This window comes from Hallella multisaccharivorax DSM 17128, assembly GCF_000218235.1.
GTDB classification, from domain to species: Bacteria; Bacteroidota; Bacteroidia; order Bacteroidales; family Bacteroidaceae; genus Prevotella; species Prevotella multisaccharivorax.
In genome coordinates, this window is record NZ_GL945017.1 from 845,058 (window position 1) to 858,746 (window position 13,689).

15 protein-coding genes and 1 tRNA gene are annotated in these 13,689 nt (G+C 51.5%); 8 read left to right on the plus strand and 8 right to left on the minus strand.

Going from position 1 to position 13,689, the window contains the following annotated elements:
* Positions 1-14: 14 nt before the first annotated feature.
* The 7 genes from PREMU_RS03925 to ribD form a co-directional block, all read right to left on the minus strand.
* Positions 15-221 carry a hypothetical protein gene (locus tag PREMU_RS03925; RefSeq protein WP_007573292.1) on the minus strand — a complete coding sequence of 69 codons (207 nt, stop codon included), beginning with the start codon at positions 219-221 and terminating at the stop codon, positions 15-17.
* A gap of 41 nt (positions 222-262) precedes the next feature.
* Positions 263-1,408: a hypothetical protein gene (locus PREMU_RS14080; RefSeq protein ID WP_156803955.1), complete on the minus strand. Its 1,146-nt coding sequence runs from the start codon at positions 1,406-1,408 to the stop codon at positions 263-265.
* 86 nt (positions 1,409-1,494) lie between these two features.
* Positions 1,495-1,566: transfer RNA gene (locus tag PREMU_RS03935), tRNA-Arg, on the minus strand.
* 139 nt (positions 1,567-1,705) lie between these two features.
* Positions 1,706-2,563 carry a prolipoprotein diacylglyceryl transferase gene (lgt, locus tag PREMU_RS03940; protein WP_007573296.1) on the minus strand — a complete coding sequence of 286 codons (858 nt, stop codon included), beginning with the start codon at positions 2,561-2,563 and terminating at the stop codon, positions 1,706-1,708.
* A gap of 11 nt (positions 2,564-2,574) precedes the next feature.
* Positions 2,575-3,678, minus strand: a complete 1,104-nt coding sequence (gene ychF, locus PREMU_RS03945) for a redox-regulated ATPase YchF (protein WP_007573298.1) — start codon at positions 3,676-3,678, stop codon at positions 2,575-2,577.
* 79 nt (positions 3,679-3,757) lie between these two features.
* Positions 3,758-4,687 carry a YitT family protein gene (locus PREMU_RS03950; RefSeq protein WP_007573300.1) on the minus strand — a complete coding sequence of 310 codons (930 nt, stop codon included), beginning with the start codon at positions 4,685-4,687 and terminating at the stop codon, positions 3,758-3,760.
* A gap of 181 nt (positions 4,688-4,868) precedes the next feature.
* Entirely contained in the window at positions 4,869-5,852 is a 984-nt protein-coding gene (gene ribD, locus PREMU_RS03955) for a bifunctional diaminohydroxyphosphoribosylaminopyrimidine deaminase/5-amino-6-(5-phosphoribosylamino)uracil reductase RibD (RefSeq protein ID WP_040558595.1), read from the minus strand.
* A gap of 79 nt (positions 5,853-5,931) precedes the next feature.
* Here ribD and prmC point away from each other — a divergent pair, with 79 nt between their 5' ends.
* From prmC to PREMU_RS03995, 8 genes are all read left to right on the plus strand, one after another.
* Entirely contained in the window at positions 5,932-6,840 is a 909-nt protein-coding gene (prmC, locus tag PREMU_RS03960) for a peptide chain release factor N(5)-glutamine methyltransferase (protein WP_040557983.1), read from the plus strand.
* A 20-nt stretch (positions 6,841-6,860) separates the two neighbouring features.
* The gene (locus PREMU_RS03965; RefSeq protein WP_007573305.1) at positions 6,861-7,319 is read left to right on the plus strand and encodes a regulatory protein RecX; all 459 of its coding nucleotides are present in this window, start codon (positions 6,861-6,863) and stop codon (positions 7,317-7,319) included.
* The gene (locus PREMU_RS03970) at positions 7,310-8,053 is read left to right on the plus strand and encodes a ComF family protein (protein ID WP_007573307.1); all 744 of its coding nucleotides are present in this window, start codon (positions 7,310-7,312) and stop codon (positions 8,051-8,053) included. The genes PREMU_RS03965 and PREMU_RS03970 overlap by 10 nt, the downstream gene beginning before the upstream one ends.
* A 90-nt stretch (positions 8,054-8,143) precedes the next feature.
* Positions 8,144-8,776, plus strand: coding sequence for an orotate phosphoribosyltransferase (gene pyrE / locus PREMU_RS03975; protein WP_007573309.1), 633 nt, complete (start codon positions 8,144-8,146; stop codon positions 8,774-8,776).
* A 221-nt stretch (positions 8,777-8,997) separates the two neighbouring features.
* Positions 8,998-9,411, plus strand: coding sequence for an SRPBCC family protein (locus PREMU_RS03980; protein WP_007573311.1), 414 nt, complete (start codon positions 8,998-9,000; stop codon positions 9,409-9,411).
* 116 nt (positions 9,412-9,527) lie between these two features.
* Entirely contained in the window at positions 9,528-10,868 is a 1,341-nt protein-coding gene (argH, locus tag PREMU_RS03985) for an argininosuccinate lyase (RefSeq protein WP_007573313.1), read from the plus strand.
* Positions 10,840-11,424, plus strand: coding sequence for a hypothetical protein (locus PREMU_RS03990; RefSeq protein WP_007573315.1), 585 nt, complete (start codon positions 10,840-10,842; stop codon positions 11,422-11,424). Before argH ends, PREMU_RS03990 begins: the two co-directional genes overlap by 29 nt.
* Positions 11,425-11,432: 8 nt before the next feature.
* Complete coding sequence (locus PREMU_RS03995; protein WP_007573318.1) at positions 11,433-12,362, plus strand: glycosyltransferase family 2 protein; 930 nt, start codon at positions 11,433-11,435, stop codon at positions 12,360-12,362.
* 218 nt (positions 12,363-12,580) lie between these two features.
* Here PREMU_RS03995 and PREMU_RS04000 read toward each other — a convergent pair whose 3' ends face one another.
* Complete coding sequence (locus tag PREMU_RS04000; protein WP_040557985.1) at positions 12,581-13,618, minus strand: A/G-specific adenine glycosylase; 1,038 nt, start codon at positions 13,616-13,618, stop codon at positions 12,581-12,583.
* Between the last annotated feature and the right edge of the window lie 71 nt (positions 13,619-13,689).

Consider the following 13,689-nt stretch of genomic DNA (forward strand, 5'->3'; position numbering starts at 1 on the left):
TGTCCTTTCCACCTTTAGTCGTCCCAAAGAGATACAGCACCGGATATCGTCTCCAGCTCCTCAACATCGCCGAACGGCTTGGCTAACTGTTCTTCTTCAACCTTATGGTAAGTCTGAAAAGTGATCGTGGGTGCATCCCTTGATGCTGCTAAAAGGCGGTTATCGTCTTGACAGATATGTATCTTTATGCGTGGAGTGATGTATTTCAGCTTATTTTCCATCTCTGCAGGTTTTATTAAAAGGATCTTTGGTAGTTTTGAACTTATTTCTTTAGCAGTTTTTCCCCGTCTTTAATTATGATACCTTTGAATGTGCGCGATGCCAGACGGCCGTCAAGTGTATAGCATGGACTGTCATTGTCGCCTGCCATCCGTCGTATCCATGTGGTAGTGTTGGCTTTGTCAAACAGGTAGAAAGGCTTTGCTGTTGCCTGTTTTCCGTCGGTTGCCGGTAGGGCGAGATAGGCTTTGTGGGCTCCATTTGTAAACTGTGCGCCATTATCCGCGCCCCAGAAGAACCCCACGTTGTCTCCATCCCTTGAAAGCAGATAATAGGTATCGCTGGCGTTGCCTTGTATCAGCGTCGTGGTGTCGCTGCCTTTGAGTTGATTGTTGGGATCGCTGACACCTGTCTCGGCCGACCGCGCCAAGTTGTATGTGCCCTGTACGGCTTTCAGTACCACGGCGGTGGCCTTGGGTAATGTCTCGCCGCTGTTGTAGGTTTGGCTCGGCACTATTTCATTGTTTTGAATTTTCATGGTGTATGCGGTGACACCTTCCGGCACCTTTAGCGTGCGGTCACTATAATATAATGTAGCGTATCCTGTGTTTCCAATCGTCACAACGTCCTCGGAGACAAGCGAAATCTCATCAAGGAAGAAGTAACTGCCAGAGAATTCAACCTTGTCTATGGGCTGTTCGCTGGTAAGAGGAATAGAAAAAGAGCTCCATTTGCCTTGTTCAGGTGTGAATATTTGTGATTTCAGAGTACTGCCATTTGATAAATATGCCTTGGCAGTGACCTGTGCTTTATAGTCAGGATCGAGGCTTGGTGCTAACATGAAATTGAGCCGACAATTCTTCAGTCCCAATTGAGACAGGGCTTTGACTGTATAATTATCAACGACACAAATACATTGGTAGCCTTCCCAAAAACGGCCTTGTTGGTCCGAATTAATATCCGGCATGTAAAAGGGTAATGCAAAATCGACATTGCCTCCACACGACAGATATTTTTCAAAACCTTGGTAGTAGACTTCGTTTTCAGGTGCTTTCCGATTGACCGTTAACTTATATGATACCTGTTGATAGGCATAGTTGTCGTCGCCTTGAAAGATAGCAAATATTTGAGTAGAGCCGACATGTTTAATTATTTTATTTTTACGGCTTTTGATTAATATTTGTTTCACATGGCGCTGCTCTTTCATCGGCTGTTGTAAAAGGAAAAAAGGCAAAGCCACAATGAAGTAGTTTTGCCCTATAGCTGATGATGTAGTACTCCGACTGGGAATCGAACCCAGATCAAAGGTTTAGGAAACCTCCGTTCTATCCATTGAACTATCAGAGCCCATCAACGAAATAGCATGGTCGCATGCTATTTCGTTGCAAAGGTAAGGATAATTATTTGAAAAGTGCAAAGGAGCGACGAATTTTTTGCAGTGTACCCTGCGGTAGTGCCCGCCACATTGGGCGGCCACTGCACTGCACTATTTATCGTTGACTTTCGCGCCGATTTTCTTCATCCATTTGCCTCCTATCATGCAGGCTATGCCCACAATGATGATGGGAATGGAGAGGATTTGCCCCATGTCGAGCGGCATGCCGGCCTCGAAAGGCTCTTGTATATCCTTGACAAACTCGATGAAGAAACGTGCCGTGAACACCAGCGTGAGACACAATCCCACGAAAAATCCACTGCCTACTTTCTCGGGATGCTTCTTATAAAGTGCATAGATGAGAAGGAAGAAGCACGCGTAGGCGATGGCTTCGTAGAGCTGACCGGGGTGGCGCGGGTACTTATCCACCTTCTCAAAGATAAAGGCCCAGGGCACATCGGTGACCTTACCGATGATCTCCGAGTTCATAAGGTTACCCAGTCGGATAAAGGTTGCCGTGACGCATGAGCAGATACCCATGTTGTCGAACACCGTCCACACATTGACTTTATTACGGTAGGAGTAAATAAAGATGGCAATAATCATGCCGATAACGCCGCCGTGTGAGGCCAGACCCTCATATCCAGTATACTTCCATGAGCCGTCGGCCATGAAGTGAATGGGCAAAAACATCTCCACAATATGCTTTCCCGAGGAGAGAAAATAGTCGGGTTGATAGAAAAGGCAGTGACCAAGGCGAGCGCCGATGAGCACACTGACGAAGATGTATATGAAAAGTGGGTCAAACTTTTCGTCAGGAATCTTCTCATCCTTATAGAGCTTAGCCATGAGTATCGTGCCGAGCAGCAGGCCCGCGAGCCAGCACATGGCATACCAGCGCACGCCGAAAGAGCCAATGTGGAAGATGACTTCCGATGGGTTCCAAACGATATAGAGCAAGTTCATCATGTTATGAAAGATTAAACGTTAAAGCGGAAGTGCATGATGTCGCCGTCCTGCACCTCATAATCTTTGCCTTCGATATAGAGCTTTCCGGCCTCTTTCACGGCAGTCTCAGAACCATACTGGATATAGTCGTCGTACTTGATGACCTCGGCACGGATGAATCCTTTCTCAAAGTCGGTGTGGATGACACCGGCGCACTGCGGTGCCTTCCAGCCCTTGTGGAAGGTCCAAGCCTTGACTTCCATTTCTCCGGCGGTGATGAATGTCTGCAGGTTGAGCAGATGATAGGCTTTCTTGATGAGTCGGTTGACGCCACTCTCCTCCAGTCCGAGGTCGTCGAGGAACAGCTTCTTCTCTTCATAGGTGTCGAGAGAGGCAATGTCTTCCTCCGTCTTTGCGGCGATGACCATAGCCTCGGCACCCTCTCCTGCGGCGATGTCCTCCACTATTTTGCTGTATTTGTTGCCGGTTTTTGCACAGGCCTCGTCTACATTGCAGACGTAGAGCACGGGCTTGGTGGTGAGCAGGAAGAGGTCGCGTGCGGCCTTCTGCTCCTCTTTGGAGTCGAAGGTCACCGTGCGCGCATTCTCTCCGCGGTCGAGGACCTCTTTGTAAGCGTGGAGCACGTCGACGAGAACCTTGGCATCCTTGTTGCCGGTGGCCGCCACTTTCTCCTGTTTAGCCAGCTGTCCCTCGATGGTCTCGAGGTCTTTGAGCTGTAGCTCGGTGTCGATGATGTCCTTGTCGGCCGTGGGGTCCACGGGAGTACCGCCCTCACGCACCACGTTGTCGTCGTCGAAGCAGCGTATGACGTGGATGATGGCATCGCACTCACGGATGTTTCCGAGAAACTTGTTGCCGAGCCCTTCACCCTTCGAGGCACCTTTCACCAGTCCGGCAATGTCGACGATCTCGCACGTTGCCGGCACAATGCGCCCCGGATGCACAATCTCAGCGAGTTTGGTCAGGCGCTCGTCGGGCACGGTGATCACGCCGAGGTTGGGCTCTATCGTACAGAATGGGAAGTTGGCTGCCTGTGCCTTGGCGCTTGACAGGCAGTTGAAAAGCGTGGATTTGCCCACATTGGGCAATCCCACGATACCACATTTTAATGCCATATCTTCTATATAAACGTTTATATTCTATTACTCGTTTGCAGCTGCAAAATTACTGAATAAATGGGATATAACGTATTTTTCAAGCCTTTATCTCCTTTTTAATCTCTTCCAGGCTAATCTTCTTCCGCACCTTCACGCGGTCGAATCCCTGTCCGTAGACGCCGATGACAGCACTCTGTGACACAAAGGCATCGGGATCGATCTCATCGATGAGGTCGAAGATGAACGATGACTCGCTTTTCTTGGCAATGCAGAAGATGACCTTGATGTCGCGCTTTGAATAGAATCCATTGCCGTTGAGTGTGGAGCAACCACGGTCTGCAATCTTGTTGATGGCCTCGCCGATCTCCTGCCATTTCTCAGAGATGATGAAGAACTGCACCGACTGTCGCAGCGAGTTGACGATATAGTCGACGCAAAACGAGATAATGAAGAGTAGGACATAGCCGTAGAGCACCTTTTCCCAGTCACGCAGCACGACGTAGCTTGAGGTGATGATGGTGAGGTCACAGAAGAGGATGATGTGTCCGAGGGAAACGTCGCGGTACTTATGCACCATAGCCGCTACGACATCGGAGCCGCCTGTGCTGCCGCCTGCTGAGAGGCCCAGACCTACGCTCGTGCCCATGAACACGCCGCCGACGATGCATGCCATGAACTTCTGGTCGGCGAGCAGGTGGACGTCCATGGCACCAAGCCACTGGATGACCGTCGAGCCCAAGGTGAAAACGATGACCGCATAGATGGTCTTCACGCAGAAACGCCAGCCCAGTACCTTCAGTGCGGCGATGAGCAGCGTAGCGTTGATGATGAAATAGGTGTACTGAGTGGGAATGCCGGTACCCCAATAAACAATCTCTGCAATACCTACGGTGCCGCCCATAGTGATGTGGTTGGGGATGAGAAAGAGGTAAAGACCCACCACACCGATGAGCATGGCGATGGTGATGATGGCATAATCGCGGATGGTGCGATACACCGATTTCGTGTGATTTCTTTCCAGTTTCATGATGATTTGTGCTTGATACTTTTATCAAGTCAGTATTCTTTGTTCTTACTTGCTTTCTTGTTTTTTTTCGACTGCGGTTGAGTCGTTTTGCCATTACAGTGTAAAGGCATTGCCATTACAGTGTAAAGGCATCGCGATTACAGCGTAAAGGCATCGCCATTACAGTGTAAAGGCATCGCCATTACGGTGTAGAGGGAAAAGCCTTGCGGTATAGGCTAATAAGGTTGTCGTCATAGCGCTCCTGACTGGCCAATTCAATGCCATCGGGAAGCAGCGGCGCCCGCACGCCCACTCCAGCTAAGAGTGGCGAGGTCTCGACCCGTATCTCATCCCACAGCCTGCGGTCGAGGAAGGCCTTCAGGGTCTGCGCGCCGCCCTCGACAATCAGACTCTGCCGCTGCTCCCTGACGAGACGTTCCATCACTGTGTCGATGTTGTCCAGGCAGACGAAGTCTCCGGGCACGCCAACAGATGAGTGGGAGAGCACGATGCGTTCGGGGTCATGCCCCGTCCACTGCCTGACGTTGAGCCGCGGATGGTCGGTCTCCAGAGTGTTGCGCCCTATGAGGATAGCGTCGCTCTCTGCGCGGAGCTTGTGACTGAGCATCAGTGTGAAAGGTGTGGAGATGTTTATCGGGGCCCCGTCTCTGCCGCTGATAAAGCCGTCGGCCGTCTGTGCCCATTTCAAGATGATATAGGGTCGGCGGTGCTCATTGAACGTCATGAACCGGCGGTTCATGGCTTTGCAGTCCTCTTCGAGAACGCCTACGGTGACGGTGATGCCCGCTTCCCGCATGCGTTGGATGCCCCGGCCCTGCACCTTGGTAAAGGGATCGACACAGCCACAGACGCAGCGGCGCACCCCCTTGCTGATGATCAGGTCGCAGCACGGTGGCGTGTGGCCCCAATGGCTACAGGGCTCCAGCGAGACATAGATGGTGGCCTCGTTGAGCAAGAACTCGTCTTCAGCCTTGACCGATGCGAAGGCATTCACCTCGGCATGAGGCCCACCCACAGGAGAAGTGAAGCCTTCGCCGATGATGCGGCCGTCAGCTGACACGATCACTGCACCCACCATCGGGTTGGGCTTGGTGGTGAGCAGGCCGTTAGAAGCCAACTGGAGACAGCGGCGCATCATCTTTTCGTCTTTTTCCTGTAAAGTCATATCCACTCGTATTGTTGATTGACAAACTTTTCTTGTGCAAAGATAGCTAAATTCCCTAAAAATGTTTATCTTTGCGGTAATGGAAAGTAATATTTTCAATTATTCCGCTCTTTGGCACCGTCTTTTGCCCATTTACAGTGCCAGTGAGGCTCAGGCTATCGTCCGTTTGTTACTCGACGGGCTCTATGGCCTGACGCTGACCGACATCGCCATGGGCACTGTCGATGCCCTGTCTTTGTCGGAGCAGCGGCGGCTTGATGCCATGATCTGCCGACTGAGGAATGGGGAGCCGGTGCAGTATATCCTTGGCAAGGCATGGTTTGGTGGCCGTCAGTTCGCGGTCTCGCCGAGCGTGCTCATCCCCCGTCCGGAGACAGAAGACCTCTGCCGGATGGTGGCAGACGACAGCCATCCTTCTACGAGTGCAGCCAACGAGCTGCCTCTGGCAGTGCTGGATGTGGGCACAGGCAGCGGATGCATCGCCGTCACGCTGGCTTTGGATCTGCCCGATGCCACGGTGACGGCCATTGATATCTCCGCCCAGGCCTTGAAGATTGCCTCGGCCAATGCGGCACAGCTCCATGCCGACGTGAACTTCCTCAGGCGGGATATCCTCAAGATGGCCGATCCGACCAACGCGGGTGAGCCCTCCGTCAAGCAACCACGAGAGTGGGATGTCATCGTCTCCAACCCACCGTATATCATGGAAAGGGAGAAGACAGGCATGGAGACCAACGTGCTCGACTATGAGCCGCGGATTGCGCTTTTTGTACCTGACGATGACCCTTTGTGCTTCTATCGCGCCATTGCTAAATATGCTGACAAGACGCTGAAGCCGTTGGGAAAGCTCTATTTCGAAATCAACCCGCTCTTTGCTGAAGCCATCACACGGATGTTGCGGCAGAAAGGCTTTACCGAAATCATAGTTGCCGACGACCGCTTTGGCAAGCAGCGGTTGGTCAAATGCATGAAACCTGCGGCTTCGTAAGCCCCCAAACGACTATAAAGATGTTTAGAAAGCAACCTTTAAGCAAGGAGAAAGCCCTCTCAAGACTTGCGGCGCTGTGTGCCAAAGCAGAATACTGTACCGGCGACATGGAAGACAAGATGCGGCGTTGGGGCCTCGATGCCGAGGCCATTCGTGAGAATATCGATTATCTCGTCGGGCACCAGTATATCGACAACGTGCGCTATTGCAAGGCGTTTGTCAACGATAAGATAGCCTGTAACCACTGGGGACGTCGCAAGATAGAGCAGGCCCTGTGGATGAAGCACATCCCCGAGAGTGTCTCTGCGCCCGTGCTCGATGCCGTGCCGCAGGAAGTCTATGTCAGGGTGTTGAGGCCTCTGCTCGATGCCAAACGACCGACGATTAAAGCCGAGAGCGACTATGAACGGCAGATGAAACTCATCAAGTTCGCCCTCGGACGAGGGTTTGATTTGGATGAAATCAAACTATGTCTCTAAGGTTTGCCCATGCCTTCCTTGCCCTTATGGCGCCGCGAACCTGTTGCGGTTGCGGCCGACGGTTAGCGGAAGAAGAGGATGTATTTTGTGCCGTCTGTATGATGCATCTGCCCTTTACCGATTTTCTCAGCCATCCTTACGACAACGCAATGGCCCGGACATTTTGGGGAATCATCCGTCATTTCGAGAAGGCTTATGCCTTGATGTACCACGAGCCGCACGCTCATTCAGCGCGGGCAGTCTATCAATTGAAATACTATAACAAGCCCGATGTGGGCGTGGAGTTAGGTGTGCTCATGGGCAAACGCATGAAGGCGGCGGGATTTACCGATGACATTGACTTCATAGTGCCGGTGCCGCTTGCCAAGAAGCGCGAGCGTCAACGCGGATTCAATCAAAGTGAGATGATTGCCCAAGGCATCAGTGATGCTACGGGGTTGCCTGCGGTAAACAATGTGGTGCGGAGAACTTCCTTTCATGGAAGTCAGACACAGATAGACCGATGGAGCCGCGCTGAGAATGTGGAGGACGCCTTTGAGCTTCTCAATGCCGACAGCTTGAGAGGGCGCCACGTGCTCATTGTGGACGATATCGTCACCACGGGCGCCACGGTCTCAGCCTTGGCCAAAGTGCTTGGAAAAGCTGAGAGAGTAAGGATCAGCGTCGCTTCTATTGGCTTTGCCGGTGAAAGAATATACAGTAAGAATGAGAATGTAAGCCTTTTCTCCGAATAAGCACACACTTTTTTTTGCTATGTCACACTTTTGCTGTATCTTTGCCAACAAAGTAAAAGAAAACAAAGCAACAATAATAACGTTATCATGATGAACGATTTGAAACATGCTTTCGCGGAGAAACTGCTTGGCATCAAAGCTATCAAGCTGCGGCCCAACGAGCCTTTCCAGTGGGCTTCGGGCTGGAATTCCCCTATCTATACCGACAATCGTCTCGTGCTGAGCTATCCTGAGGTGCGTGCGTTTGTCAAGACAGAGCTCACGCATGCTGTCATAGCCAGCTTCCCCGAAGCCAGGGCAGTGGCCGGCGTGGCTACAGGTGCCATAGCCATGGGCATGGCAGTGGCCGACTTGCTTCAGCTGCCTTACGCCTATGTGCGGCCGAAACCGAAGGACCATGGCACGAAGAACCAGATAGAAGGACGTCTGCCAGAGGGTGCCAAAGTGGTGGTGATAGAGGATCTGATATCCACAGGATCCTCATCGCTGAAGGCCGTTGAGGCATTGCGACAGGCAGGTTTTGAGGTTGTGGGGATGGTGGCAAGCTACACCTATGGCTTCCCCGTGGCTGAGCAAGCATTCAAGGATGCAGGCCTCAAGCTCATCACTCTTGGCGACTATGAGCACACCATTGAGATTGCCGCTGAGACAGGTTATATCTCAAAAGACGACATTGAGGTGCTCAAGGAATGGCGGAAGAATCCGGCAGAGTGGAGGAAATAAGAGCCGATACAGACTGACATGGATGTGTTTAGAATCGCTATAGCAATAGTTGCCTTCAGCATTCTTGGCTGTAGTATCTATATGGACGTGCGGGCATTTCATGAGAGTGGAAGTATCGAGTCATCTCTCTTGACCGGATTCTCCATGGTAGGCATACGGATAGGCATGTATAGCGGTTATAAGAAAAGCATTAAAGAAAGTACACAAGAAAGTACAAAAGAATGAGCACAAAGATAGAAAGTTCCATCCGTGAGATACCTTATTCGCAACAGTCGGTTTACAATATGCTGAGCAATCTCAGCAATATCGACAAAGTACGTGATAAGATACCCGAAGATAAAGTTAATGATCTGCAGTTTGATAATGACAGCATCACGATATCCACACAGATGGGAAGTGTGAAACTCGTCATCGCAGACCGCGAGGAACCAAAGATGATTAAGTTTGAGACGGCGGAGAGTCCACTGCCTTTCAACTTTTGGATTCAGGTTCTTCCAGTGTCAGATACGACCTGCAAGATGAAGCTCACCATCAGGTCTGATGTCAATCCTTTTATGGCGTCGATGGTGAAAAAGCCACTGCAACAGGGTGTTGAAAAGATTGCCGATGCGTTGCAAGCTATAAAATATGAATAGAAGTTAAGAAGCATAAGCGTTTGGATTGTTGAAGTTCTGCACTTTAGAACTTCTGCATTCCTGTATTTCTGGACATCTAAACTCCTATACTTCTGAACTTCTCAAAGAATAAAGATATGTCCAATAAACTCTGGGAAAAGAACTTTGAGGTCAACAAAGAGATAGAGCGGTTCACTGTTGGCCGCGATCGCGAAATGGATATGTATCTCGCCAAATACGACGTGCTCGGCTCGATGGCGCATATCACGATGCTTGAAAGCATCGGCTTGCTGGCCAAAGAAGAACTGTTGAAACTGCTGGCTGAGCTGAAGCATATCTATCATCTATGCGAGGAAGGCCGCTTTGTCATTGAGAAAGACGTGGAGGATGTCCACTCTGAAGTGGAGCTCATGCTTACACGCAAGCTCGGCGACATTGGTAAGAAAATTCACTCCGGGCGGTCGCGCAACGACCAGGTGCTCGTAGACCTGAAACTCTTTACCCGACATGAACTTATGGAGATTGTTGGCAATGTCAAGGTACTCTTCGATGAGCTCATCCAGAAAAGTAACCAATATAAAGATGTGTTGATGCCGGGTTACACCCATCTGCAGATTGCCATGCCGTCAAGTTTCGGGCTGTGGTTCGGCGCCTATGCTGAGAGTCTGGCCGACGACATGCTCTATCTACAGGCTGCCTGGCGCATGACCAATCGCAATCCGCTCGGCTCAGCTGCAGGCTATGGAAGCAGTTTTCCGCTCAACAGGCAACTGACAACCGATCTCCTCGGCTTTGATTCCATGGACTACAATGTCGTCTACGCGCAGATGGGACGCGGCAAGATGGAGCGCAATGTGGCGTTCGCCATGGCTACCGTGGCGGGTACGTTGGCAAAGATGGCTTTTGACGCTTGTCTGTTCAACTGTCAGAACTTCGGCTTCGTAAAGCTTCCCAAAGAGTGCACCACAGGATCGAGCATCATGCCACATAAGAAAAACCCTGATGTTTTTGAGCTGATACGCGCGAAGAGCAATAAATTGCAGAGCTTGCCACAGCAGATCATGATGATCATGAACAATCTGCCCGTGGGCTATTTCCGTGATCTACAGATCATCAAGGAGACGTTTTTGCCAGCCTTCGACGAGCTCAACGACTGTCTGCGTATGGCGGCGTATATCATCAACAAGATGGAAGTGAATGAGCATATCCTTGACAACCGGATGTACGATCCGATGTTCTCCGTCGAGGAAGTCAACCGTCTTGCTGCTGCCGGCATGCCTTTCCGCGACGCCTATAAGAAAGTAGGGCTGGAGATCGAGGCTGGCGAGTTTGTCGCTGACAAGAATATCCACCACACCCATGAGGGCTCCATCGGCAACCTCTGCAATGACAAGATACAGGCTTTGATGAAGCAGACACTCGGATCATTCCATTTTGATAAGGTCACTGATGCGGAAAAGAAGCTGTTGGATCGTTAGTTTGGCGCTCTTGGCGGGTGCTCTTGTCGCTTGCAGCAGCGACAACGACACTTTTAGCAAACTGCGTTTGGGCATTTATATAGATAACTCGACACACCAGGACGCCACACTTGCCTCGGCTATGAATTCTGCTTCGCCGGGCGTATTCTGCCATATTGGCTATGAGGCGTCGTCGAGATCGTTTGTCTTCTCCTCCAATCAGGGCGGGAGCAGCCGGAGCAGACTCAACGCCAAAGAAATGGAAATGGGGCTCTTCAGCAGAATTGGGATGAACAACGGCGTCATTGTCGGCTACGGTAACCTCTCCACCACGGACACGGGCGGCTACATTTTCTATGCCTTTGACGCGCAGTGTCCTAACTGCTTCAACTACTATGCTACTCCCATGAAGAGTTATCCGCTCACGATGACGGCAGCAGGCTTGGCTGTCTGTGCCCACTGCAAGCGGCAATACAATATGAACACGGGCGGCAACTGTATCAACGACTCGGGGAAAGGACTGATCAGATACCGCGCCACCACGACGGGAGCATTAGGCTATCTCGTCGTAAACTGATGAATAACATGAAGCTGACCATTATCATACCTTGTTATAATGAAGAAGAGGTTCTGCCTTGGACGCTTGACAAGCTTGCCGTGCTGATTGACCGGTTACGGATGGAAGCCGACACCGAAGCTCGGCTTCTGCTCATCGACGACGGCAGCCACGACCGCACATGGGAGCTTATCGCTGAGGCGGCACAGGCGCACGACTATGTCAGTGGAATCCGATTCTCACACAATGAAGGCCATCAGAATGCCCTATGGGCGGGCATGCAGGAGAGCGTAGCAACCAGCGACGCCGTCGTTTCCATCGATGCTGACCTGCAGGATGATGAGAATGCCATCATCGACATGGCGCGGCAGGTCGGCCAAGGTGCGGACATCGTCTACGGTGTACGTCGGAAACGTGAGACCGACACGTGGTTCAAGCGTTTCACGGCGCAGGTCTTCTACAGACTCATGAAGAGCATGGATTCGGAGATTGTCTACAATCATGCCGACTTCCGCATGATGACACGCCGCGCCGTGGAGGCACTCATGCAATATCCTGAGCGCAACCTTTTTCTCCGCGGTATGGTCAGGCAGCTCGGTTTCAATGAGGGCTACACCTATTACGACCGGCGCGCACGCACAGCCGGAGAATCGAAATATCCATTGAAAAAGATGTTGGCGTTCAGTATCGAAGGCATTACATCCTTTTCCATTGCACCACTGAAGTTCATTACTTTCGTTGGTCTGACCATGACACTCATCTCTTTTGTCATGATCATCTTTGCCATTGTGCGTCATGCAGAGGGTGAGACGACGCAAGGCTGGACCTCTCTGCTCGTCTCATTGTGGTTTATTGGCGGTATCATTACTACGGCACTTGGTGTCACGGGTATGTATATCGGTAAAATTTATATTGAGGTGAAGCACCGTCCCCGATATTTTATCCAGGAAAGAGCATAGGAACGGCAGTATTTCTCTTGTCTTATCCATTTCGATCTTTACTCTGCCATCAATGGTTGGGAGCCCAACAGACAGACAGCCAAAAGAAGAAACTAAAAAGGCTGGCACGTGTAGGACGTTTCTCCGGCACGTGCCGTACAGTTCTCCGGCACGTGTCGTACGATGCTCCTGCACGTGCCGTACGATGCTCTGGCACGTGCCGGAGGATCTTTCTTAGTCTATAAGAGGTTCCAAATCTTCTCTACTAATCTCGGCACCGCATAGCGGGACAGTTGCGTTTCCGGAATCCAGATATACTCCTCGGGCAGTTGCGGCCGCACCGTGGTGTCCAATAGGTAGAAGTCAGCAAGCAGAATGCGGTGGGTCAGCACATGACGCACGCCGGAAGCCAACAGCGTGAGACGACCGTCCCAGGCAGGCAATGGCGCGTCCTCGAAAATGGGTGGCTCCCAGAGACCCTGCCAGATGTCGCCGGATCCACGGCGGTGAATGGCAGTATAGCCTTGGCAACGGATGTAGACATAAGCCATGTGTCGGGTGGTTACCACCGTCTTTTTCTGTTTTACAGGCAGCGTGCTGACGCTGTCGGCTCTTCGGGCTTCACATTCTTCGACAAAGGGACAGTCTGAACAGGCCGGTGAGAGAGGCGTGCACTGTGTGGCGCCAAAGTCCATGAGAGCCTGATTGAAGAGGCTTGCCCCACTTATGGTTCCGCCAAGTGGAGACAGAGCGGAGGACGGAGCTGCTTGGATAAGTTCGTTGGCGAGTGCGGTGAATGTTTTCTTTCCCGCCGTAGTATTGATGGGAGTGTGGAGGTCATACAGTCGTGCGAGTACGCGGTAGACATTGCCGTCCACTGCCGCGGCTTTTATGCCGAAGGCCAACGAGGCGATGGCGGCAGCGGTGTAGTCGCCCACACCCTTGAGTTGCCGGATTGTCGGGAGCGTCGTAGGAAAATGTCCCCATGCCACAATTTGTCGGGCAGCATAGTGCAGGTTACGCGCCCGGGAATAATAGCCGAGCCCCTGCCACAGTTTCAGCACCTCGTCCTCGGAAGCAGCGGCAAGTCCTTCAACTGTCGGCCAAGTCTCCATGAAGCGTTGCCAGTAGGCCATGCCTTGGCTGATGCGTGTCTGTTGCAGAATGATCTCGCTGAGCCAGATGGCATATGGGTCGCGGGTATGCCGCCAGGGCAGGTCACGCCCATGGTTTTCATACCAGCGCGCCAATAGGGAGAAGAAATGATCAGGATTCATAAAGCGAACGCGAACTAACAGGAATGCAAAGCTACTCAATAATTCTTTAAATCCCATGCAATATGTGTCAA